Source organism: Lachnospira pectinoschiza, assembly GCF_020564355.1.
GTDB lineage: Bacteria > Bacillota > Clostridia > Lachnospirales > Lachnospiraceae > Lachnospira > Lachnospira intestinalis.
On the sequence record NZ_JAJCRR010000001.1, the window covers coordinates 523,860 to 547,347 of the forward strand.

Below are 23,488 nucleotides of genomic sequence, written 5' to 3' on the forward strand. Positions count from 1 at the left end.
GATGAATAATAATGCCGATTTATCGGATGTAAAAACGGCAATAACGAATGGACAGCAAAGAGCAGCGAATGTAAAGTATCATAATATAGTAAATGGGTATCAGGCTGCGTTGCAGGTTGTTGATGATGTTGTTCTTAAAAATTATATAGGAAATCTGACAAAAATGCCGGTTGTGCCATTGTCAAAAGATATTCTTGAAAATAATATTAAGAACAATGTGCTTTTTTTCAAGATTACCGAAATGGTTTATGAGAAAGAAGAGTTTGCTACATATAAATTTGCCAGTGTATTTAATTCACTGGCAACAACGGAAAGTGCGGTTTTTGTTATTATTGACAGTGACGGCATAAAAACGGATTTTTATATGGGAGTCCGCTCTCTGGATTCGGAAAGAACGACAAGTTCATTGCGTGATACAGTTGAAAATGCGATGAAGGGACAGTTTCCGGGTATTAAAACTACGGATTATACAATAGAAGAAATGGAGAGTATTTTAGAAAAGATACAGGCAAATAGCATATCTTCCGTTTCATGTGTGGCAAATAGTAAGGCACATACGATTGAATCCAATAAAAATTTTGTTCAAGGTCTGGAAAAACTGGTGCTTTCAATGCAGGGTGAAAAGTATACCGGAATAATCATTGCAAATGGTACTACATCGGATCAATTAAGAGAACTGCGTAAAGGATATGAAAGTGTATATACCCAGATGTCGCCGTTTGCAACAACCCAGGTAAATTATATGGGGAATAAAACCGTTAATTATACTTTTACTGAAACGGAAGGGAAAAGTCGTTCAACTTCACATACAACCAATTCTTCTGAATCTGAAACGGAAACAACCAGCAGTGGAAGCAGTATTACGAATGGAGAATCAAAAGAAAGTGTTGCGGGGAAAACGCTCAAGGGAATTTCTTCTGCGGCTTCTATTATCGGGGCGGCATTGGGACCGCTTACAGGTGGTATGAGTCTTGCGGTTGGCGGAGTTGTAGCAGGCGGTGTAGGACTGCTTGGAAATGCTGTGCAAAAAACAGTATCCAATTCAACAACGGTTAATGAATCAATTTCTCATAGTATTGCAAAAGTATCCGGAGTTAGTGACGGTATTACAGAGGGTGTTAATTACGGAACATCTAAATCGGAAGGCTACACAAACGGTATGTCGGAAGGAATGACATTAACGCTTCATGATAAGTCGGTTGAAACAATGTTAGAAAGAATTGATAAACAGTTAAAGCGAATTGATGAATTTGAAAGTTTAGGCATGTATGAGTGTGCAGCATATTTTCTTTCAGAAAATCAGTACGCGGCAGAAGTCGCCGCTTCAACTTACAAAGCGTTAATGAGAGGCGAGAATTCGGGCGTTGAAATATCGGCAGTCAATTCATGGGGAAAGTCGGAAAAAGAAATAACCAAGCAAATAGGTCAGTATGTTACGAATTTTATTCATCCTGTTTTTAGATATGAAGGAACAGCCGGTAATATAGAAGTAACGCCGTGTTCTTTGGTAAGTGGCAGCGAACTGGCAATTCACATGGGGCTGCCAAGACGTTCGGTGTGTGGTCTGCCGGTTATTGAACATGCGGATTTTGGAAAAGAAGTTGTAACTTACGGACGAGCTTCAAAAGGCGCCAGCATAAATCTGGGTAAAGTCTTTAATATGGGGAGTACAAGTGAGAATGCGGTAAGGCTGGATATTAATACGTTATCAATGCACACATTTATTACGGGGTCTACCGGTTCAGGTAAAAGTAATACCGTTTATGAACTTGCAAGACAGCTTGATGCAAATGGCAAAAATTATTTAATAATAGAACCGGCAAAAGGAGAGTATAAAAATGTTTTCGGATTACTGCCAGATGTAAATGTATATGGAACAAATCCATATTATGAACCACTTCTGAAAATTAATCCGTTTAAGTTCCCGAAAGGAATTCATATTTTGGAACACATTGACAGGCTGGTGGAAATATTTAATGTATGCTGGCCTATGTATGCAGCAATGCCGGCAGTGTTAAAGGATGCACTGCTTCAGGCATACAGGGTATGTGGCTGGAATCTGGTTAATTCTGAAAATATGTATTCAGATGATTTATATCCGACATTTCAGGATTTATTAGCAGAATTGGTAGATGTAATAAAAAATTCGGCTTATTCGGAAGAAGTTAAGAGCAATTATATGGGATCGCTTGTAACAAGAGTAAAATCTCTTACAAATGGTCTTAATGGACAGATTTTTGCGGCGAAAGAAATTGATAATAAAATATTGTTTGATAAAAAAACGATTATTGATTTGAGTAGAATCGGTTCAATGGAAACAAAATCATTAATTATGGGTATACTGATTATGAGATTAAGCGAATACAGAATGACCAGTAATTATGAAATGAATCAGCCGCTTAAACATGTGACAATTTTGGAAGAAGCACATAATATTTTAAAGAAAGTATCTACGGAACAGAATTCAGAGGGAGCAAATGTAGCAGGAAAATCGGTTGAGATGATTTCAAATGCGATTGCTGAAATGAGAACATATGGCGAAGGATTTATTATTGTAGATCAGTCACCGAGTGCAGTTGATATTTCTGCAATCCGAAATACAAATACAAAGATTATTATGCGGCTTCCGGACGAACAGGACAGGCGCATGGCAGGAAAATCAGCAGGACTTAAAGATGAGCAGCTTGACGAAATCGCAAAACTTCCGAAAGGTGTAGCGGTAGTATATCAAAATGACTGGGTTGAACCGGTGCTTTGCAGTATTCAGAAGTTCAGAGGTGAAGAAGGCAGATACCAGTATGTTTTTGAAGGAACAGAAGAAAATGCCACGGCATTATTTAAAACAAAAATATTGGAGCTGCTTTTAAAATACCGCGTGAATGACCCGGTAGACAACGACATTGATGAAGTAATTGAACTTTTAAATGATGCGGACATTGCGGTGAAAAATAAACTGGTATTGCGTAAATTATTAAATACATGCAAAAAAACAGAAGATTTGCCAATGTGGAAAGATGATAATTTTGAAGAGCTTTCCGGTGTAGTAACAGAAATTCTCGATGGTGCATTAAAAACAAAGTCAGCTATTGAATGTTCGCAGGATTATGATGAATTAACCAATCGTCTGATGAAGTATATTGCAGAAGAAACCGAGGACTTACCAAGGTCATTTGCTTTAGCAGCTTCACAGTGTCTGATGAAAAATGAATCTGTGGATAATAAAGAAAGCAGAGACATTTATGCAGCATGGATTACGCATCTTAGAAACAAAAGTGTACTTTAATCAGAGATACTCAAGTAAAGGAGGGATTTAATGTTTTCTTTTGGTGATTTTAGTGGAATAGAAAAACTGGGTATTGACAAATCAGAACTTTCAAAGCTGGCGCAGTCAATGGACAAATTAACAGATGAAAAGGATATTGATAAACCGATAGCAAAGGAACTGGATGAAGTAAAGGGGTGTCCGATTGAAGGAAATGGCGGGCATTGGGAAGGAGAAAGAGGAAATTCAAAATGGTTTCCGAATAGGGATGAGATACCTAAAAATCCTTTGACAAATCCGGATGGATTGACATGGGGACAAATACTGGACAAATACGGTATTGATGGAATAGAATTTAAAAATGGGGAACCGGATTTTTCACCGGTTGCTAAGGGAACAGTTGAAATTGACCATTTTACCGATAACAGATACGGAAAAGGAGGTAATTTTGACCAGGCGTGTGAGAAGCTGGCAGAGCAGAGAGGATGCACAAAGGAAGAAGTCAAAGCCTGGATGAAAGAAAATAAATATACCTGGCATGAACGGTCTGATTGTAAGACAATGGATAAAGTACCTACTGAAATCCATGGCAATATCAGACATTCCGGCGGTATATCAGAGGCTAAAGCAAATCGGGATGCCGCAGCTTAAAGAATAGAGCCGTTTAAATACATAGAAAGAAGGTGCAGTAGATGAATGACAAAGTTTTTGGAGAATTAGTGTTTAATAATGGCTGGGAAAAAAAATTAGACTGTGATTTTTGGGGACAGGAAAGCGTAAAAATACGTGTGTCAGCATATAAAGATGAAGAGCCGAATGATAATCAGCGAGATGCGTATAGTCGTTTTAAAGAAGATATAAAACAGATTTCCAGAATGAGTTTCAAAAAGATGGAAGAATATTTACAAATTATTTCTGATGATATTATCGCATATTTGGATTTTGATCAGATGCCGGATGATATAAGAAAAATCGTAAGTGTTAATCATATTCTGTTTATGGAATCGGGTGATTTTGCAGTTATTTGCGATGCTGTGTGGGATGACCATGGCGTGGCAGTGTTATGCACAGAAACAAAAATGATTGCAGGTCCGCAGGATATTGTCTGGATGAATGAATAAAACGGAGGGATACATATGGGGATTTGGGATATTGTCCGTTCTGCGTCAGATGCTATCGTAAGTTCAACAATCGCTCAACAGGAACGTGTAGAGCGGGAGGTTAATAGAAAGATACGTGCTACAGAACGTAAAATTGATAAATATGACAAAGAGCATGGTGATGTTGAATCAAAGAAAAAAGTTGCCGAGGCAAAAAGAAAATTAAATGAAATGAAAGAAAGGACACAGTCAAGTCAGTCTGCGGTAAGAAGACGTACAGACTATGATTTGGAGAAGGATAATACGGGTTTAGATAAGAAACCAAGAGATTATCAATATCGGAAAAATGTAAGCTTATCGGAAGCAATTCAAACGGCTGATTCCTGTACGGGGGTTTATATTTTATACTTAAACGGTCAGGTGATGAAGTGCGGAAGAGCTGCATACGGACAGGGAGTAAGGTGGCGATTTGTACAATACTATAATCTGAATTATGATGATAGAGCCAGAAGAGGCGATTTATGGTCAGTAACAAAAGAAAATCGGGATTCGGTTATGGTATCATGGCAGTGTTGTCCGGTAAGTAAATGCAAAGAATTAGAGTATAAATTATTTGCAAAGTACGGAAAGGGACCATGGGGATTGAGAGCACCTGCAAAGTGTCCTGATAATTCATGGGAACTGTTAATATAAAAGCAGAAATAATTAAATAAAGTAGAAATTCCCGGTAAAATATGCAATCAGTGTATGTTGCCGGGAAAATTATTTTATAAATAATTAGTAAAATATATTGACAATAATCAAATAACACTATATATTATATATAAACAATAATGTGCGTGATTGTTAGATATTTAAGTGTCATTGTACACAAACAGAGGAGGGATGTATTTGAAAATTACGCAGGAGGCGGAGAAGGTCGTAGACGGACTTTGTCTTATGGACGATACGCTGTTTCGTGTCGTAGCGCAGGATAAAGGGTTTTGCGAGGAAGTTTTGAGAGTAATATTGCAGAAAGAAGATTTGGAAGTCATAACCGTTCAGGTTCAAAAAGATTTGCATCACATTCACAGTCATTCGGTAGTTCTTGATGTATTATGCAAAGATTCCCATAATAAAAATTACAATATAGAAGTCCAGCAGGAAGATAATGACGACCACCAAAGACGTGTGCGTTATCATGCGGCAAGCGTTGATACGACAATGCTGGAAAAGGGTAAAAAGTATGCCGATTTGCCGGATTTATGTGTTGTATACATTTCAAGTTTTGACATTTTCAAAAAAGGGAAGACTACATATCATGTAGACAGGACACTGCGGGAAACGAAAGATGTAGTTGACAACGGACTGTATGAAGTATATGTTAATACACAGATAGATGATTCATCCAGTACGGCGGGACTGATGAAAGTGTTTAAAAGCACAAAGCCTGTGCAGGATGAACGCTTTCAGAGGGTTTGTGAAAAGTTGAAAGAATATAAAGAAGGAAAGGGGAGAAGTACAATGTGTAAGCTGGTAGAGGATTATGCGAATAAAAAGGCGAAAGAAACGCAGGAAGAAACAGCCCGCAGGGCATTTGCAATGGGACTGCCGATAGAAAGTGTAGAACAGCTGGTAAAGCTTTCGACAAAGGAATTGAAGAGGATAGCGGCTGAGGTTGATATTGCGTAAGTGCATTTCATTTGCAATTTGCTATTGTTTTTACAAGAAAAATCCATTATAATAAATAACGGTGATAAAAGAAAAATTGAATTTTACCGCGCACCGCATGAATACTGGGCTGAGGGGCATTTTTAATGGGTTTTCAGTAGAAATATTTCTGAAAAATGATTCTTCCCCGCAAATCACTAATTTAGCCCGCATAAATACTGGGATTGCAGAGATGCAGTTTGGAAGAGTAGAAACCCCAAAGGGGATTGAAACACTTCGTGCATCTGCTTTTCTGTGAATGTTTTGCCGGTTTGGAAGAGTAGAAATCCCAAAGGGGATTGAAACTCTCAGACGGAGCTGGAGTCTGTGTCGGTGCCTGTTTGGAAGTGCAGAAACCCCAAAGGGGATTTAACATAGCTTTTCTGAATTAAAGTCAACGCATATCCAATTTTGATAGTATATATACAGTTTTTTGTTACTCTTATGTAAATTTCAAGGACAAAGGGTTTATTCCAATATTTCAATAAAAAGTATCCCACAGTTGAGTAATATATAGATATTAAGGCAAAATAATTAAAAAAACCAATAATTTTAGTTGAATTTATGTAAATCAGGAAATATAATATTATTGGAGGTGCAATAATATGTTGATAGAATTTCGATTTAAAAATTACAGGTCATTTAGAGATGAGGCGATTCTTTCTATGGAAGCAGTAGGACTTGCATCATTTAAAAATTGTCTGATTGAACACGGAAATATGAAAATATTGCCGGGTGTTGCAATATATGGAAAAAATGGCGGCGGTAAAAGTAATGTAATCCGAGCGTTCTGGCTTGGTGTTCAGTTTATTCGAAATGCACAGAGAATACAGCATGAAAAGGCGATAGTGCCGGTTGTACCTTTTGCTTTGAATGATTATTCCATGAATGAACCAACAGAGTTTGAGTTTGATTATATTGTTAATGATGTGAAATATTGGTATTCATTTGCGGCAACAAGAGAAAAAATTATAAGTGAATCCCTGTATCATGCACCCAAAGGGCAAAAAGCGTTGGTATTTATTAGAAATGGACAGGAATTTTCATTTACTGAGGATAAAGCACGCAGAAAGCTTATAAGTGAAACAGTTGCGGAAAATCAACTGTTTTTTTCTGTTGCATGTACAATGAATGATGCTATGTGCGTGAGTGCAATGAAGTGGTTTAGAGAGTATATTTTCTTCTCAAGAGATTACACGGATATTCCAAGGCAGCTGTTGGAATATTCTGATGACAGCAACATGCTCAAAGCGATTTCCGATTATGCTAAGACAGCGGATTTTGGAATTGAAGAAATGCAGTTTGAGGTGGAGAATAAAGAAATAGAGAGTGATTTTGAATTTTCTGAAAATATCCCTGTTGAAATAAAAGCAGCATTAACCTCATTTGTACAGATATTATCTGAAACATCGAATAATTCGGAAAGTCAATTAAAAATGAGTCAGATAAAGGCAAGGGCAAAACACAAAGGAATTAATGCAAATGGTGATTCCGAATTGTACCATTTGGAATTGGAAGATGAATCGGACGGAACAAGAAAACTGATGTCGATTGCTCCGGCGATTGAATCAGTCCTTGACAAAGGTGGAGTATTGTTGGTAGATGAGTTGGAAAGAGAACTGCATCCAATGCTTGTTTATTTTATCATTGCAAAGTTTCAGAGTAAGAGAAGCAATCCGCATGGCGCGCAAATTATTTTTACCACGCATAATACAGAACTTATGAATTTGGAATATATGAGAAAAGACCAGATATATTTTGCTGATAAAAAAAGAACGGACGGTTCGTCTGAACTTTATAGTGTGACAGATTTTACTACAAAGACAGCTGACAATATTAGAAAAGGTTACTTGGCAGGAAAATATGGAGCAACTCCGAATCTGGAAATTGAGGAGGTGGAGTAATGACACGAAAAAAGATTGGCAGCAGAGATTTCGGGTAAAATTATTATCCGGGTGCAGTGACAAATGCAAGAAGAACAGTAGAAAAACTCTTGGCGGAGGGGCTGCCGGGGTTGGAAGACATGGATGAGCGAAATCGGTGGTTACAAAGAAAATGCCTGACCTTTTCAAATGTATATGAAGCAATTGAATTTTTAGAAAGCTTGGAAAAGTTGTAATCATAATTTTGTGGTTGAAAAAGCAGTAGATGAAAAGATAAGAGAAACAACCCGGAGGGTATTTGCGATTTGCTATTGTTTTTACAGGAAATTTCCATTATAATAAATAAAGGCGATAAAAGAAAAAATGAATTTTACCGCGCACCGCATGAATACTGGGCTGAGTGACATTTTTAATGAAATTTCAGTGGGAAAATTGCAGAAAAATGATTCTTCCCCGCAAATCGCTAATTTAGCCCGCATAAACACTGGGATTGCAGAGATGCTGTTTGGAAGAACAGAAACCCCAAAGGGGATTGAAACAATAATTCTCTTTAAATTTGGAATAACTTTTTTTGTTTGGAAGAACAGAAACCCCAAAGGGGATTGAAACATAGGTGCAACAATTGCAATAATATCGCAGCTTTGTTTGGAAGAGCAGAAACCCCAAAGGGGATTGAAACTTAAAAGCGATGACCATGCTGCAGCTGATAAGTTTGGAAGAACAGAAACCCCAAAGGGGATTGAAACAACCACTCTTTGATGGCTTTTTTAAATTCTTCTGTAGTTTGGAAGAGTAGAAACCCCAAAGGGGATTGAAACGTCTTATATTTAACATTTGATATTCCCAATTTTGGTTTGAAAGAGCAGAATTCTAGAAGAAGGCTAAAACAGTAATCTTGGTAATGATGTTTTAAAGGAATATGAAATACAAGAAAAATTAGTGGATTTATGAAATATAAAAATCAGTGAGGTGCATATGAAAAATTCTATTATGTTATTATTTTTAGGAACTTATAAGGAAGGAGAGAATCTTAAAGAGGGAGATTATAAATATAAAGACGGTATTTCATACAAAGGGATACAGACGGCAGATGCTCCGGTAAGCTGTTTGTTTGAATGTGCTCAAAAAGATGGTAATCCTATTAATAAAATTTTCTGCATTGTATCAGAGGACGTATATACAAAAAAGAAAAAGGTGGAAGAAAAAACAGGTACATCATATGAACTTTTTATTAAGGAAAATGTAGATGTTATCAATGAATCAAGGAAAGATGATGAAAAAATTGAGATAATTCCGATTTATTATGATTTTAAACCAGGGTCATCAGAGAAAGTTGATGACTATGCACTGTATATATATCAGCAGATAAGTAATAAGTTTGCAGAGCTTATTTTTAATAATGATACAAAGACACCGGTATATATTGATTACACGAGTGGACTTAGAGATGTAAGTTTTCTGATGACTTCTATAATAAGATATTTGCAGTTTATAGACGTTGAACTTAAAAAGATTATATATTCAAAGAAGAACGGAGATAATGGTCAGATTTATGATATTGATTACATTTATAACATGTATGAGTTTATTAATGGAGTTAGTGAGTTTGTAAATACAGGTAATGCTTGGCAGTTAAAAAATCTGTATGATAAAATAAACGTAGATAAAGAACCAAAGATTCATAATCTTATAGATGCTATTAATGATTTTTCAGAAACGCTTAGTCTTTGTGCTTTGGCAAACTTAGAGAAAACTTATAATGGCTTAACGGCAGCGATAGATGCTTTCGAGAAAGATGAGAAGGCAGGAGGATTGTATTCGCAAATGTTTAAAACAATGTTAAGCATTATAAAGGATAAAATGCCGATAGCTGATTACGATAAAAAGCAGTATCTTATGTATCCAAAGCTTATATGGTGGTGTGCAGAGAATGGAATGTTACAGCAGGCGTTGACTATTTATACTGAAAAAATGCCAATTTACTATTTGAATGTATGGAATGATGAAAAAATAAATGATTTGGTGAAATTAAATTCCATTGAATTGACAGAAGCTGATAGCTCAAAAGAAGTTAAAGGATTTTATGGGAATCTGTATGATAATGTATATAAAAAATATGATGATAAGGAAGTGTTTAAAAGCGAGTTATATGCAAACATTGCAAGCAATAGTGATAAGTTACAAAAATCTAATGTGTTAGATAATTTAAAAATGTTCTCAGGCGAGTGTGATGCCAAGTATAAAGAGGTTGTTAATAATATCATTGCAGATATCAATGAATATTATGGAAATAATGGATGTTTGAGGGAGAAAGAGCATCCGGAGTATACAAAAGCAAAAAAGCTAGATGGTTATCTTAACGCATTGCCGGGTTATATTAATAAAGTTTTGAATGGGGTGTCTACATATGAAAAAAAGTTGAAAGCAATAGAAATTATGCTTTCGGATGATAATGATATTTTAGCAGGAAAGAAGGATAAACAAAAGCAGGTTGCATATGCAATGAAGTATTATTTAGCTGTTAAAGTATTAAGAAATCTTGTAAATCATGCAAGTGATAAGAATTCAGATAAGGATACAGATATTAAGAATGTAATGAAGCAGAAATACGACATAGAGATAGGAACAAATGTAAATTCAATTAGAAAATTGTTGTATGATGCACTTAAACAGGAATTAGAAGTTAAGGAATCAACGGAGAAGTAAAAGATGTTCATTAATTTATCGAATCATGCGTTGCAAAACTGGAGCCCGAAGCAGAAAGAGGAAGCAGTAAAGTACGGAGAACTGATTGACCTTCCGTTTCCGAATATCAGTCCATACGCTGACAGCGTGGAAATAGACAGGCTTGTGGAGAAATATTTTAACAAGGTGATGGAATATCACAATCCGGTGGTAATGTTGCAGGGAGAATTTATATTCACATTTCGGCTGGCAACAAAGCTTAAAGCGGCAGGAATCAAAGTGGTTGCGGGCAGAAGTGAACGGATTGTGGTAGAAAGCGTTAATTCCGAAGGAATTCCGGTAAAAAAGAGTGAATTCCATTTTGCCGGATTTATGGAGTATTAAAACGGAATCAGAGGGATAAAAGAAAGTGAGGGGAACATATGTTAGCAAGGTTGAAACTAATCTTAGACAGCCAGCTGGAATATTATCAGTCGTCTAATCTTCAGGGAGTTCTCATGCAGAATATTGACACGGATTATGCAGAATATCTGCATAATCAGCGGTTCAATCCATATAGTATTGCCGTCGGTCATGAAGACGGTAATACCGTGTGGACGATTACAACGGTCACAAAAGAAGCATATCAGCAGATTATTGAACCGTTAAAGAGTGATTCGTTTAGAGAATTTGATATTCACAAACATCAGCTGCATGTCAGAATCATCGATAAAAAGCTTACGGCAGTGTCCAGAGAAGCACTGTTACAGTCTGTAAGCAGGCACGAAAAATGGAATCATTTTTCGCTTCACTATGAAACCCCGACATCATTTAAATCAAATGGAAGATATGTTTTTATGCCGGATTTCAGGCTGATTTACCAGAATCTGATGAATAAATATAATTACATTTATTTTGGCAGAAAAGAGGATAATACGGAACTGTTGGAGCAAATGGTAAAAGCAACTTATGTTACACAGTGCGATATTCATTCGGAGCGTTTTCCGTTAGAAGGGAAAAAGATAGCAGGCTGTGTAGGCAGTCTTGAAGTGCGAATCAGCGGTGACGAAAAAATACAGCAGATGATACGGTTACTGCTGGTATTCGGGGAGTATTCCGGACTGGGAATTAAGTGTAGTATCGGAATGGGCAAAATTAAAATAAAGGCATTGGATTAAAGGAGAAAAGGTCAATGGAGAATAATCACACAGCAAACAGTCAGTCAGGCGGCAAAGTCCTTGCGATGTATGATATCAGGGGAATCCAGGATTATATCTATAGGACACCACATATTAAAGATGCGATGGGCGCATCTTTGATTATAGAAGATATTTTAAAGGATGCATTGAATGAAGCCTGTAAAAATTTAAAGCTGAAACCGGAAGAAACGGATTTGGAATGGGAAAAGGGAGAAGAGGAAGAAGAGGTAAAACCGTTTAAAATGTCAGAGAAAGCTGTACAGGTTTTGTATATCGGCGGTGGAAATGCGTATGTAATATATAATGGAGATGATTTATATAAAAATATTAATAAAATAATGTCAAAGTATATCATAGAACATACATATTCATTACAGTTGGCAGCAGCCTGTGTAAAAGTTACGGATAAATATTATAATGACTATGAAGAACTTCGTAATAAAATGGACGACGTAAAGGCGAAAATGGCCGGTTCAAAGCCGTTAGGTGCGCTTCCGATCATGAAGACAGAAATCAGAACGGGGTATCCTGCAATCGAAGAAAGTCCGGATAAGAACCGCGTGGATATCAGTAAGGAAACTGCCATAAAGCTGGATGAGAAAAATGAAAAAATTAAAGAATTAAAACAGGATAAATTTCTTGAGAATTATATTAACCGTGGAAAAGACAGCCGTATTGCCGTGGTACATATTGACGGTAATAATATGGGATTAAGAATCCGGGAACAGATTGAGCATGAACCGGATTATGTAAAAGCTGTTAATACAATGCGTCAGATTTCCCACAATATTAAAAAAGCATATAATGATACTTTTGAAAGTATGAAAAAAGAATATAATAAAAAGCTTCCGGACGAAAATATTGAACGTTTTGTAAGAAAAGTGATTGTTGCGGGCGATGATATTACATATGTCTGCAATGCGCATATTGCATTGGAAACGGTCCGTTATTACAGTGAGCAGATATCAGGGCTGATGATGGTCAGTGAAGAAAGCACACAGGAAAATATTGAAAAATATGGATTTAGTATTTGTGCGGGAATTGCATATATCGGAAGCCATTTTCCGTTTTACACCGCATATGAAGTGGCAGAAGCGTGCTGTGCAAGTGCTAAAGGCGAAGCCAAAAAGGATGAAAATAAAGAAAAATTACAGCCGAAGGGAGAGCGTATTGGCAATTACGTAGACTTTCAGATTTGTAAAAATATTCATTGTAAAAATCTTGATAAGGTCAGACAGGAAGAATACAGTACGCCGACCGGGGAAAATCTTTTAATCCGTCCGTACTACATTCCGACAACTCATCAATACGGATTGAGTAAAAATGCCGGAAAATTAAATGATTATACAAGTTTAAAAGAAAACATCAGAAAATTTTCAGATGAAAAGAATCTGCCGCGTTCTTTCGTCAAAGATATACGAAATACATACAGTCTTGGCAGATACCAGATGGATACCTTATACGCTTTTTTAAAGTCAAGGGACTGGAAGCTTCCAAAAGACAGCTTGTATGAAGAAATTAACGGCGTACAGACGGCATTGTGGTATGATGCGGCAGAAATTATGGACTATAACCTGTATATCACACAGAGTCAGGAGGGAAATGCAGATGCGTAATTATCGGATTAAAATTGAATTGCTAAGTGATATGTGTGTATCGGACGGTGGAATTTACAACAGTGCGATTGATACAGATATTTGTTATGACGAATACGGTTTTCCGTACATTCCGGCAAAGCGTCTGAAAGGCTGTCTGCGGGAATGTGCCTTAGAACTGAAAGACTGGGGTATGCCAATAGGTGTACAGGAAATGTTCGGTGCACAGGGAAATGATGATTCGGATAGTGAAAAGGCAGGCAAAGCGGGAGCGGTACATATCCGGGATGCTTATATCGCAGACAGAGAGCGTTTTGTATCGGAAATCCGGCAGAACCAGTCTGCCAGTCCGGTGCTGTGTCATCCGCAGAATATTTTAAAGGTATTTAGTTATGTAAGAACGCAGACATCAATTGATTATGAAACAGGCGTTGCACAGGAGCAGTCTTTACGTACTATGCGCGTTGCCAATAAAGGGCAGGTGTTTTATGCGGCAGTTGAAATGGATGGGCAGTATGAAAAAGAATTGAAAAACTGTCTTGCGGTTTTGAAACATATGGGAATTGCCAGAACAAGAGGTTTTGGTGAAATAAAAGCAACATTGGAAGTACAGGCAGAAAAAAATAATCCTGTAAAATGTGCAGCATATCAGCAGAATGCGGATTATCTGGAATATGAAATCCGGTTATTATCACCGGTAATTTGTAAATCTGTCCACGGTCAGGAAGAAAGTTCAATGGACTATATTGAAGGGGCAAAGGTGCTGGGACATATTTTACACCGGATTACCGGGGCAGAACAGAAAGAAAAATTTTTAACAGCACTTTCTGATAATCAGCTGATATTTGGAAATGCGTATTTGTCCCATAAGGGAGAAAGGCTGACGGAAGTTCCTGCGTTTCTGTATGGGATAAAGAATGATAAAGTTCATTATAGAAACAAACTTTTTGATCCGGAGAGAAATGGTCAAAAGGACAAATCGACTGAAGACAATGTACAGCTCAATCAGATAAAACACTGTTATGTCTGCATGCCACAAGATGGCAGACTTCAAAAATATGATGTGGAAATGGAAGAACGATACCACCACAGCAGACCGGAAGATAAATCTATCGGCAGAGCGGTAGACAGTACATCGTCAAAATTTTATCAGATTTCATCAATTAAGGCAGGACAGACATTTAAAGGATTTATTAGCGGCGAACCGGAATTCATCCGGGAAATTTATGAATTGTTAAAGAAAAGCAGTCAGGCATCATTTGGATATGCCAGAACTGCAGAATACGGTAATTGTGAAATCACAGTGACAAAGACAGCGGTGCAGAAGAAACCGGAAATACAGTCCGTGAAAAATTTTTATCTTAAATTAAACGCACCTTTAATTTTATACAGCGAAAAGGCGATGTATACAACAGATGCGAAGGAACTGGTGAAAGAACTGTCGGCAGCATTGTGGCAGAATGAGAATATATTGGAAAATTCGGTTGAGAGCCGGTACATCAAGACAACATTTGTCGGAGGATACAACGTCACATGGGGGCTTAGAAAACCAACAGTAGGTGCATTTGACAAGGGAACGGTGATACAGTTTAAGGCAGAAAATGCAGTGGATATACCGGTGGGTACAATCTGGCTTGGAGAGCGTAATACAGAAGGATACGGTGAATGTGAACTGGCAGTTTGTGAGGAAGGTGCGTACTATGGCGAGTATGTACAGGAAACGCTGTCAGCAGTCAAAGGTCAGGATACAGCCGGGGAAATTAAGATTTGTACAGAACTGCTTGGCGAGGTAGCCGGTAATTTATTTGATGAATATCTGCATGCCTATGCCGCACACAAGGCAAAAGACCATGAAAAAGAATACGGCAGCTATTCTAAAGCAACGGTCAGCAATATGCAGATTATGTGCAGTGAAAGCAAGTCGTTAGAAGAGGTGAAGAGTACTTGCAAAGATCGATATGGTGAAAAAAGTGAGGAAAAAAAGAAGAAACTTGAGCAGGCAAAAAAGATTTGTGAAGCGGTAGAACGTGACAGTAAGGATATTAAGGATAAGTTTATGGAACAGTATCACATTTCTGATTTTGAATACAAGGATGACAAAAATATAGAAATGATATATTTAAGACAGTATTTAATTCAGTTAAAATACCGGTTAAGACAGAAGGAGGGCGTACCAGATGAGCAGTGAGAACAATAGTGTAAATAGCATTGTAAAGAGAATTTATATTGCCGCAGATGTGGAACTTGCATCTCCTTTATCAATATCTAACGGTACAGCGGAAAATACGGATTCGGATGTATTAAAAAACGCTTCCGGTGAAATCTTTATTCCGGGAACTGCCATAGCCGGTGCTATGCGCAATTACTTAGGACTGGACAAAAATAAGGACTGCGTATTTGGCTATGCAGACGGAGAAAACGGAAAGATGAGTTCACTGTTTATTTCAGATGCGTATATTCAAAAACTTGATATTAAAAATGACCAGAATAAAAAATACAGTATTTCTGTCCGTGACGGCGTAGGACTGACGGAAAGAAAGACCGCCATGCCCGGAGCAAAATATGATTATGAAGTGGTTGAAACGGGAAAGGCTGTTATCCACATTGAAAAAGTCATTCGCGCACAGGATAAAAATTCAGACGGAGTTGAAGAAATCCGGGAACTATTGTCAGCCGTACAGCAGGGAGCAATCTGCTTTGGCTTTAAGAAAAACCGCGGGTTGGGACGATTAAGAATCAACAAGGTGTATAAGTGGGAATTTGCTTCAGGAAAAGAAAATGCTGAGGACTGGGTCTGCTATTGCAGTGAAACAGAAGAAGAACGAAGAAAACGACCGGGCTGTCTTTGGAAAGACTGGGAAAAGCAGGAAGTCAGCGCACAAAAATATGTTTCCATTACCATTCCGTTAAAGCTTACCGGTGGAATCAGTATCCGTAAATATTCAACCAGACCGGAAGAAGCGGATTTTGAACAGCTTACCATTCAGCAGATATTTGAAAATGGAGAGGAAAAGCAGAGTGTTCCTGTGATACCGGGGACAAGCTGGGCGGGTGCAGTCCGCAGCAGAACAAAAAAGTTATTAAAGGATTTAAACTGCTCCGAAGAAGCGGCGGAACGCATGATAAACGGATGGTTTGGTCATGTTGACGTTAAAGCGGGGAAAGGTAAAAAAACAGCCCAGCAGTCCATGATTGTAATAGGCGAAAGTGTATTAAAAAATTCAGTTCCGCTTGTAACTACCAGAAATAAGATTAACCGTTTCAGTGCAGCAACCGTAGACGGTGCATTATATACGGAAAAAGCGTATTTTGGCGGTGAAACGCAGCTGGAGATAAAAATCAGAAAAGATAAAGAGAACTGTTATCAGTTGCTGGCAGCAATGATTTCTTTTGTAGCTGCAGATATTGTCAGGGGATATTTATCTGTCGGCGGACAGACAGCCATCGGCCGCGGCATTTTTGAAGGAAACGGTCCTGTTACCGGTACGATAAGCGAGCAGGATATGGAACTTTACAAAAAGCAGCTTGCGGCAATGATACAGGAAGGGGTGTGCTAGATGGACATTTACAGCTTAGAACAAATCGGACAGGCACCAAAGCAAGGCTGTCTGTTAATGTATACCAGAAAAGAAGTTATTTTTGAAAAATATGACTGTACCGGTACGGATATAAAAGAATATATTGCGTCAAAAGTAAAGGTGGAAAAAGAAGATACAATACTGGAACTGCATTTATTTGATACAGAACGTGAATACCGGGCAGTTCAAAGCACGGCACACCGTACATATCCGGGTTCTGCAAAAGGAACAGCAGAATGTGTGGTCACAAAAGAGGAATCACAGAAAGATGACATTGATGAATATGTGGAAGATATTCTGCTTGAAAAGAAATTTAAACAGGTTGGAAGCAGGATACGTGTCATCAATTATATGAAATACGATGACAACGGAATGGCAGAGATGTATAATTACCGTCTTGCACTGATGGAAGAAAATGGGGGTGAAGGAGAATGAAAAAGAATGAATTTTTGAATCCGTATAATTTTATAGAACTGCCGGAGCATAAAAGAAAGCAGTATGAAGATATGGATAGACATACCGGGGTAATTGAATATTCGGTTACAACTAAAACACCGCTTTTTATTCCGAATACCAGCACCAATAAAGCGTTTAAAATATCAGATGAAAAGAAATTTTCAGATCCGGAAAAAGCACATTATTCTTATGATTTTTATTCATATACATTATTAAAACAAAATCAACGATATGATGATGTGTATCATCAGCCGGTAATTCCGGGAAGTGAAGTCCGGGGTATGATAAGAAACTTATATGAAACCCTTACGGATTCATGTATGAGTGGTCTGACGGTAAATGAAATTCCAAATGTTTCGGGTATTTTGAAAGAAGAACCTGTCAATACCATTGGCAAGCTCGCAGGGGAGTTTGCACCTTGTAAAAATGCAAATCAAATATGTCCGTCATGTGCATTATTTGGAACAATCGGTGAAGATATTACATCGGCAGCAGCTTCTAAACTTCGATTTGCAGATTTACTGCCTGAAAAAATGCAGGCAAACGCAAAAAGTTACTATGATAATATCATAACATTACAGACGTTAGGCGGTCCTAAACTGGAAAATGTTGCATTTTATTTAAAGAAACCGTATGGAGCCAATTTCTGGACATATGATTATTATACTGATAAAAAGGATAAAGTCTGCAGAAAGCCGGGAACACTGAGAGGACGAAAGTATTACTGGCATCATCAGAATTTTAATTATACCGAAGGGGTTGAAGCAACCAATCTGAACAAGACAATAAGACCGGTAAAGTCCGGAATAACATTTAAAGGAAAAATATTTTTTGAAGATATTTCAGAAAAACAGCTTCAGGAACTGATTTGGATTGTAAATGGTGGAAATACTGACAGCACTGAGAAAAAAGATATTTGTTACAAACTGGGGGCTGCAAAACCGCTGGGGCTGGGCAGTGTAAAGTGTAGTATTAGCAGAGTGCTGGAAAGAACTGTATGTCTTCAGGATGATACAATTGAGTATAAAGAAGTGAATATTACAGATAGATACAGCAGTTTAAGCTATGAGGAGAATGGTTTTAGTAATACAGGCAGACGTGTATTTTTAAATATGTGTAATTATCATGCAGTTCCGGATTCAATTATGATCAGTTATCCGAGAGAAGAAGAGCAAATGGAGGATGAAATCCTTGAAGAGGGTTATTTATGGTTTCAGAATAATCGGGAAAAAACTGATAATAAAGGAATGAAGATTAAACAAGAGCTGCCACCAGCGACAAATGTGGCAACTTTAAAGTGCCATAGGCTTGAAACACAAAATAACAAAGGCAGGTCATCTTATGGGAGAAGATAATATTAGAACAGTTGTGTAGATTACAGGAATATGAGGGATTATGAGCATTTTATACATTAATGATTACGGTGTTGTTGTCGGAATGTCAGACGGGCGGTGTAAGGCAACACTACAGGAGCAGTGTATTGCATCGATACCGCTGGAACAGTTAGAAGGAATCGTGATTCTTGGACAGGCACAGCTTACAACGGCATTGACAGAATATTGCCTGCTAAATGGAATTGCGGTTTCTTACTTTTCAAGAGGCGGCACTTATTTTGGAAAACTGGAATCGGCGGCACATGTAAATGTACCGCGGCAGAGATTACAATGCAGTCTGTATGATACAGAATTTGCGCTGGAATTGTCACGCAGTCTGATTATGGCAAAAATGCACAATCAACGGGTGGTATTGAAGCGGTATGAAGCATCGAAAAATCAAGATTGTGCCGCAGAGAAAAAGATGATTGCAGTAAGCTGTGAAAATGCAAAAGAAGCAGAAGATGGACAGTCATTACTGGGATATGAAGGAACAGCGGCACGTGCGTATTTTCAAGGCATGGGGAAATGCGTGGATGAGGCTTTTTACTTTGAGAAAAGGAGCAGGCGTCCCCCGTTAGACCCATTTAACTCAATGTTAAGTTTCGGGTATAGTATGCTTTTACGCGAAATACAGGTGAGCCTGGAAACACACGGATTAAATTCATACTTTGGCTTTTTTCATAGAGATGCAGAAAAGTCTCCGTCACTGGCATGTGATTTAATTGAAGAATGGAGGGCAGTTATTGTAGATGCAACGGTAATGAGCGCAGTAAATAAGCATATCATAAGGCGGGAGCATTTTGAACAGGAAGATGGAAAACCGGGGATTTATTTTACAAAGGAAGGCGTGCGTATTTTTATCGAAAGAATGGAGCAGAAGTTAAGTACAAAAATACAGTATCTTCCATATATTGATTATCCACTGGATTTCCGCCATGCGATTGATATGCAGGCAGTACAGCTGATTAAGGCGATAGAAGCGGAGGATGCTTCGCTATATCAGCCGTTGTGGATTCGGTAAAAATTATATATTTGCGGTTGTATTTTAAATAAAAATCCTTTATAATAAATAAAGTAAATTGCGGTAAAAATTGAATTTTACCGCGCACCGCATGAATACTGAGCTGGCGGGCATTTTGAATGAAATTTGCAGAAGGGAAATCATCAAAATTCATTCTTCCCCGCAAACTGCCATTTTAGCCCGCATAAACACTGGGATTGCAGAGATGCTGTTTAGAAGGACACTAACCCCAAAGGGGATTGAAACTTATACATTCTGTAAAAATCAACAAATTCTCTCCAGTTTAGAAGGACACTAACCCCGAAGGGGATTGAAACTCTCGGCAATAATTGCCTTTCCTTCCTCGGTTGGGAGGTTTAGAAGGACATTAACCCCGAAGGGGATTGAAACTAAATTGCAAATTGTATCCTGCGCCGAAAAATAGTTTAGAAGGACATTAACCCCGAAGGGGATTGAAACATATACTTTATATCCTTTTCTTCCTGAGAAATCTGTTTAGAAGGACATTAACCCCGAAGGGGATTGAAACTGATAAGACCGTCAAAATTCATCATAGGACGCATAGTTTAGAAGGACACTAACCCCAAAGGGGATTGAAACTATAAAAATTCATAGTCTCATCAGTATCTACTACGTTTAGAAGGACACTAACCCCGAAGGGGATTGAAACTTCCTGTTCCCGGTGTTGCAGTCCCCGGTGTTGTTTAGAAGGACATTAACCCCGAAAGGGATTGAAACCATGCATTGCCTTTTATTAGTGCAATGTCATTTCCTAGTTTAGAAAGACACTAACCCCAAAGGGGATTAAAACTCTATAACCTGATTATCAGTGAGCTGATACTTATAACAACAGAACAGCTAAGGGGGATATGGGATTGGTAGATTTTTTTAAAGTGGATGAAAAAGTGGCAGATGATAGTATTCTGGTGCTGATTATTTATGATATTGAGAATAATAAAAAACGGACCAAACTGGCAAAACATTTGCAAAGATATGGATTTCGTGTGCAGAAATCAGCCTTTGAAGGCATTATAAAAGAGAATAAGTATGACAAGCTGGTAAAAGAGCTGGCAGTCTATGGAAGTGATAAAGACAGTGTGAGAATTTATAAAATCAGGGGAAGCAGCGAAGTTGTTATATATGGTAATGACAAGGTAGAAAGACTGCCAAAATCAATTGTTGTTTAATTTATAAAAATGACACTATTCATAATAACCCACCCGCTTTTTAAGGGAGTCTATAATATCCTTTCTAAGGGATTCCGGTTTCAATACAACAGCGGCTCTGCCGTATCCATAAATCCATGAGCGGAAGCGGCTTAGACCGTAAACTTTATCTTCATAATAAAGACAGCCGTCTTTTTCAGTCAGTTTTCCATTTGTACGGCAGGCAAGCTGTTTTTTGACTTTCTCATGTACATTTGCAGCATTGAAAAATTTTACTTTTACATCGGCAGTTTGATCGGAAGTGCATGAAAAGTTATTTCCCCATACATTTGGCGCAATTTGGTTCATATGGTCAATGAGTTTGGTTTCCATACTGTTGTGAATGGTTTTATCTGTTGTTTCCAATGAAATGATACAGTCTAGGCGGTGTACTAAAAGAATATTGCAGTCATTACGGATAGAAAGTACACTGTAGAGATTTTCATCTGCATCGTAAACGATTTTGACAGGACGGAAGATAAAACGTAAAACCATTTTTTCCCGCCGGCTGTAATATTTCATATATAAGCAGTTGTGAAAATCAATGGCAGTATTGATTTTACACAGTAAATCATTTAAAGAATTATTATAATTGTGCGTATAAAGATAGCTGTCTTTTATTGCATAAGTATCGGCATAAGTTTTCTTCAAACGGTCGAATATAGACAGGGAATCCGTTTCATCGGAATAAAAGGACTGTAAAGCGGCGGCTTCGTCAGGAGTAAGGGGCAGTGTCCAGGTATTTGGAGTGTCAGTATCGTAAAAAATGATTGGAACGGCATCGAGGATACCGTCTGTGATGAATTGTTCAAATTTCTGGATTGAATCATTGCCGGGAACGGCATCCATATAATTATCATATAATTCATCGAGCGCGTATGTATCACAGATTTTCTGATATTTGGGACTTTCATCATTAAAAAGAACGGCAAGTTCATTTTTATCACTGTTTTTAACAAGGTTCATACTGCGCTGCCATTGAAAAATTGTTAAAAAATCATTTCGTACAATTTTGACCGGAATTTGTTTGCTTTCGCAAATCTGCTGCATAGATTTGCCGTTATCGGAGTCGTTGGCGGACAGCAGTGCAAAATATTCCTGAATACGGGCATATGGGTTATGATAATTCATGGTTTGTTTCCTCCTGATAAAGTCGTTGTGTTTCAGTGACGGAGTAACGCATTTTATCTCTTAGTTCTTCAGGTTCAAGAACACGCACTCCAAAGCCGAAGCGGCGCAGATAAGAAGCAAAATCATCCAGTCCGCTGACTTTGTCTTTGTAAATAAATTTTCCGTTGTTTCGTTCAATCGAAGCATTCGGGCGCTGTTTTTTTAACGAATTGATTTTTTGCTCAATGTTTCCGAAATTATCAAATTCAATCGTGACGTCATAAGGCTTATCAATTGATATACTGAACATATTTTGAAACATTTCCAGAAAAACAGTATCATGATAGCATGGATTTTCAAAGATTTCTTCTTCTGCGGCTTCAATGCGTTTCAGATTTAAAATGCGGTGGCGCAAAGATGTATTTGTAGTTTTTTCAGAGTAAACATCACCAATCAGATAAACCTGGTCTTTTTCTACATTATAGATCATTATGCCAACAGCAAAATCCAGCGTCTGTATACCTTCTGTTCGTGAATGATAGCGGATTTTAAGCAGCTTGTGTTTGTAATCACAGGATGTAATAATTTTTAAGGTATCAGCAAGTGTCTGTAAACCGTCATATCGTTTTCCGTAAATGAGATAGTTTTTCAAAGACGGAAGCTGGTCATCAAGGTTGCCAAGCAGGATATTGGTTTTGGCATAGAGTGATTTTAATTCGTCAAAGTAAGGTGTACCACTCGGAATATTGGATAAATCGGTATTCAGATTGGATATAAAGTCCTCATTACAGGTGATATTAAGCGGAATATTTTTTCCGGTAAGCCGGTATGTCCCATTGCCGGTATTAAATTCAATGTCGCCGTCTTCTTTTAATTCTTTAATCAGTTCATAAAATTTGGTCTGACCGACATCAAGCGGTGTTCTGTCAGGATTTTCATCGCCGGTGCCGGAAATAAGCGTAAATTTTCCGGCAAAGGATTCCTTTGGAACAGGTTTTGCCTGAAGCTCCCGTACAATCTGATATTTTCTGAGAATATCCAATGTAAGCGGTTCATAGCTGCTTTCTTCGGAAGAATGCCGGACAGAGTAATAGGTCAGGCGGTTTTCACAGCGTTTCTGAAATTCAATACCGGCATCTTCCAGTCTGTGAATGTAATTGTTGACGGAAATGCGGTTGCAGTTTAAAAGTGTCATCATCTGTGGGATAGTCAGTTCTTTATTTTTCTCAAATGCTTCCTGCAATGTTTTCATGGCGTTTAAAGTCTTTTTTGACATAGGAATCCCCGTTTCTTAAATGTATTTTATCGTTATTGTCTGCTTTCGTCCGGAAAGAAACAGTCGGACAGCGG

19 protein-coding genes and 1 CRISPR repeat array are annotated in these 23,488 nt (G+C 37.8%); of the genes, 16 read left to right on the forward strand and 3 right to left on the reverse strand.

Annotated elements, in window-relative coordinates; genetic code table 11:
* The first annotated feature begins 1 nt into the window (after position 1).
* From LI288_RS02490 to LI288_RS02515, 6 genes are all read left to right on the forward strand, one after another.
* Positions 2–3,283 carry an ATP-binding protein gene (locus tag LI288_RS02490; RefSeq protein WP_227089319.1) on the forward strand — a complete coding sequence of 1,094 codons (3,282 nt, stop codon included), beginning with the start codon at positions 2–4 and terminating at the stop codon, positions 3,281–3,283.
* Positions 3,284–3,313: 30 nt separating this feature from the next.
* Entirely contained in the window at positions 3,314–3,913 is a 600-nt protein-coding gene (locus LI288_RS02495) for an HNH endonuclease (RefSeq protein WP_227089320.1), read from the forward strand.
* A 41-nt stretch (positions 3,914–3,954) separates the two neighbouring features.
* Complete coding sequence (locus LI288_RS02500) at positions 3,955–4,383, forward strand: DUF6985 domain-containing protein (RefSeq protein ID WP_227089321.1); 429 nt, start codon at positions 3,955–3,957, stop codon at positions 4,381–4,383.
* A 15-nt stretch (positions 4,384–4,398) separates the two neighbouring features.
* Positions 4,399–5,055 carry a hypothetical protein gene (locus LI288_RS02505; protein ID WP_227089322.1) on the forward strand — a complete coding sequence of 219 codons (657 nt, stop codon included), beginning with the start codon at positions 4,399–4,401 and terminating at the stop codon, positions 5,053–5,055.
* Between the two features lie 198 nt (positions 5,056–5,253).
* Positions 5,254–6,033, forward strand: a complete 780-nt coding sequence (locus LI288_RS02510; RefSeq protein ID WP_227089323.1) for an Rpn family recombination-promoting nuclease/putative transposase — start codon at positions 5,254–5,256, stop codon at positions 6,031–6,033.
* 623 nt (positions 6,034–6,656) lie between these two features.
* Positions 6,657–7,955 carry an AAA family ATPase gene (locus LI288_RS02515; protein ID WP_227089324.1) on the forward strand — a complete coding sequence of 433 codons (1,299 nt, stop codon included), beginning with the start codon at positions 6,657–6,659 and terminating at the stop codon, positions 7,953–7,955.
* A gap of 296 nt (positions 7,956–8,251) precedes the next feature.
* Here the strand turns inward: LI288_RS02515 and LI288_RS14760 are convergent, their stop codons facing one another.
* Entirely contained in the window at positions 8,252–8,686 is a 435-nt protein-coding gene (locus LI288_RS14760; protein WP_440311440.1) for a hypothetical protein, read from the reverse strand.
* A gap of 223 nt (positions 8,687–8,909) precedes the next feature.
* On the opposite strand from LI288_RS14760, the gene LI288_RS02520 reads away from it, so the two are divergent.
* The 10 genes from LI288_RS02520 to cas2 all read left to right on the forward strand — a co-directional run bounded on the left by LI288_RS02520 (position 8,910) and on the right by cas2 (position 21,010).
* Positions 8,910–10,640 carry a TM1812 family CRISPR-associated protein gene (locus LI288_RS02520; RefSeq protein WP_227089325.1) on the forward strand — a complete coding sequence of 577 codons (1,731 nt, stop codon included), beginning with the start codon at positions 8,910–8,912 and terminating at the stop codon, positions 10,638–10,640.
* A gap of 3 nt (positions 10,641–10,643) precedes the next feature.
* Positions 10,644–11,003: a hypothetical protein gene (locus tag LI288_RS02525; RefSeq protein ID WP_227089326.1), complete on the forward strand. Its 360-nt coding sequence runs from the start codon at positions 10,644–10,646 to the stop codon at positions 11,001–11,003.
* Positions 11,004–11,041: 38 nt separating this feature from the next.
* Positions 11,042–11,776: a CRISPR-associated endoribonuclease Cas6 gene (gene cas6, locus LI288_RS02530; protein ID WP_227089327.1), complete on the forward strand. Its 735-nt coding sequence runs from the start codon at positions 11,042–11,044 to the stop codon at positions 11,774–11,776.
* A gap of 14 nt (positions 11,777–11,790) precedes the next feature.
* Positions 11,791–13,413, forward strand: coding sequence for a Cas10/Cmr2 second palm domain-containing protein (locus tag LI288_RS02535; RefSeq protein ID WP_227089328.1), 1,623 nt, complete (start codon positions 11,791–11,793; stop codon positions 13,411–13,413).
* Entirely contained in the window at positions 13,406–15,580 is a 2,175-nt protein-coding gene (locus LI288_RS02540) for an RAMP superfamily CRISPR-associated protein (RefSeq protein ID WP_227089329.1), read from the forward strand. The genes LI288_RS02535 and LI288_RS02540 overlap by 8 nt, the downstream gene beginning before the upstream one ends.
* Positions 15,570–16,949: an RAMP superfamily CRISPR-associated protein gene (locus tag LI288_RS02545; protein ID WP_227089330.1), complete on the forward strand. Its 1,380-nt coding sequence runs from the start codon at positions 15,570–15,572 to the stop codon at positions 16,947–16,949. The genes LI288_RS02540 and LI288_RS02545 overlap by 11 nt, the downstream gene beginning before the upstream one ends.
* Complete coding sequence (locus tag LI288_RS02550) at positions 16,950–17,405, forward strand: hypothetical protein (protein WP_227089331.1); 456 nt, start codon at positions 16,950–16,952, stop codon at positions 17,403–17,405.
* On the forward strand, positions 17,402–18,781 hold the full coding sequence (locus LI288_RS02555; protein ID WP_227089332.1) for a TIGR03986 family type III CRISPR-associated RAMP protein: 1,380 nt from the start codon (positions 17,402–17,404) through the stop codon (positions 18,779–18,781). The genes LI288_RS02550 and LI288_RS02555 overlap by 4 nt, the downstream gene beginning before the upstream one ends.
* 40 nt (positions 18,782–18,821) lie before the next feature.
* On the forward strand, positions 18,822–19,823 hold the full coding sequence (cas1, locus tag LI288_RS02560) for a CRISPR-associated endonuclease Cas1 (protein ID WP_227089333.1): 1,002 nt from the start codon (positions 18,822–18,824) through the stop codon (positions 19,821–19,823).
* Between the two features lie 210 nt (positions 19,824–20,033).
* Positions 20,034–20,634: a CRISPR direct-repeat array (repeat unit 36 nt; unit sequence GTTTAGAAGGACATTAACCCCGAAGGGGATTGAAAC).
* Between the two features lie 58 nt (positions 20,635–20,692).
* Positions 20,693–21,010, forward strand: a complete 318-nt coding sequence (gene cas2 / locus LI288_RS02565) for a CRISPR-associated endonuclease Cas2 (RefSeq protein ID WP_227089334.1) — start codon at positions 20,693–20,695, stop codon at positions 21,008–21,010.
* Positions 21,011–21,025: 15 nt separating this feature from the next.
* On the opposite strand, the gene LI288_RS02570 is transcribed toward cas2, so the two are convergent.
* A complete protein-coding gene (locus LI288_RS02570) occupies positions 21,026–22,159 on the reverse strand; it encodes a WYL domain-containing protein (protein WP_227089335.1) in 1,134 nt (377 codons plus the stop codon).
* Positions 22,146–23,414: a WYL domain-containing protein gene (locus LI288_RS02575; RefSeq protein ID WP_227089336.1), complete on the reverse strand. Its 1,269-nt coding sequence runs from the start codon at positions 23,412–23,414 to the stop codon at positions 22,146–22,148. Before LI288_RS02575 ends, LI288_RS02570 begins: the two co-directional genes overlap by 14 nt.
* Between the last annotated feature and the right edge of the window lie 74 nt (positions 23,415–23,488).

Excerpts from the sequence above, each read along its gene's own strand:
- LI288_RS02490 (WP_227089319.1), top strand. The coding sequence starts at position 2 with ATGAATAATAATGCCGATTTATCGGATGTAAAAACGGCAATAACGAAT.
- cas2 (WP_227089334.1), top strand. The coding sequence starts at position 20,693 with ATGGGATTGGTAGATTTTTTTAAAGTGGATGAAAAAGTGGCAGATGAT.
- LI288_RS02535 (WP_227089328.1), top strand. The coding sequence starts at position 11,791 with ATGGAGAATAATCACACAGCAAACAGTCAGTCAGGCGGCAAAGTCCTT.
- LI288_RS02515 (WP_227089324.1), top strand. The coding sequence starts at position 6,657 with ATGTTGATAGAATTTCGATTTAAAAATTACAGGTCATTTAGAGATGAG.
- LI288_RS02575 (WP_227089336.1), bottom strand. The coding sequence starts at position 23,414 with ATGTCAAAAAAGACTTTAAACGCCATGAAAACATTGCAGGAAGCATTT.
- cas6 (WP_227089327.1), top strand. The coding sequence starts at position 11,042 with ATGTTAGCAAGGTTGAAACTAATCTTAGACAGCCAGCTGGAATATTAT.
- LI288_RS02540 (WP_227089329.1), top strand. The coding sequence starts at position 13,406 with ATGCGTAATTATCGGATTAAAATTGAATTGCTAAGTGATATGTGTGTA.
- cas1 (WP_227089333.1), top strand. The coding sequence starts at position 18,822 with ATGAGCATTTTATACATTAATGATTACGGTGTTGTTGTCGGAATGTCA.
- LI288_RS02505 (WP_227089322.1), top strand. The coding sequence starts at position 4,399 with ATGGGGATTTGGGATATTGTCCGTTCTGCGTCAGATGCTATCGTAAGT.
- LI288_RS02520 (WP_227089325.1), top strand. The coding sequence starts at position 8,910 with ATGAAAAATTCTATTATGTTATTATTTTTAGGAACTTATAAGGAAGGA.
- LI288_RS02545 (WP_227089330.1), top strand. The coding sequence starts at position 15,570 with ATGAGCAGTGAGAACAATAGTGTAAATAGCATTGTAAAGAGAATTTAT.
- LI288_RS02570 (WP_227089335.1), bottom strand. The coding sequence starts at position 22,159 with ATGAATTATCATAACCCATATGCCCGTATTCAGGAATATTTTGCACTG.
- LI288_RS02500 (WP_227089321.1), top strand. The coding sequence starts at position 3,955 with ATGAATGACAAAGTTTTTGGAGAATTAGTGTTTAATAATGGCTGGGAA.
- LI288_RS02555 (WP_227089332.1), top strand. The coding sequence starts at position 17,402 with ATGAAAAAGAATGAATTTTTGAATCCGTATAATTTTATAGAACTGCCG.
- LI288_RS02525 (WP_227089326.1), top strand. The coding sequence starts at position 10,644 with ATGTTCATTAATTTATCGAATCATGCGTTGCAAAACTGGAGCCCGAAG.
- LI288_RS02550 (WP_227089331.1), top strand. The coding sequence starts at position 16,950 with ATGGACATTTACAGCTTAGAACAAATCGGACAGGCACCAAAGCAAGGC.
- LI288_RS02495 (WP_227089320.1), top strand. The coding sequence starts at position 3,314 with ATGTTTTCTTTTGGTGATTTTAGTGGAATAGAAAAACTGGGTATTGAC.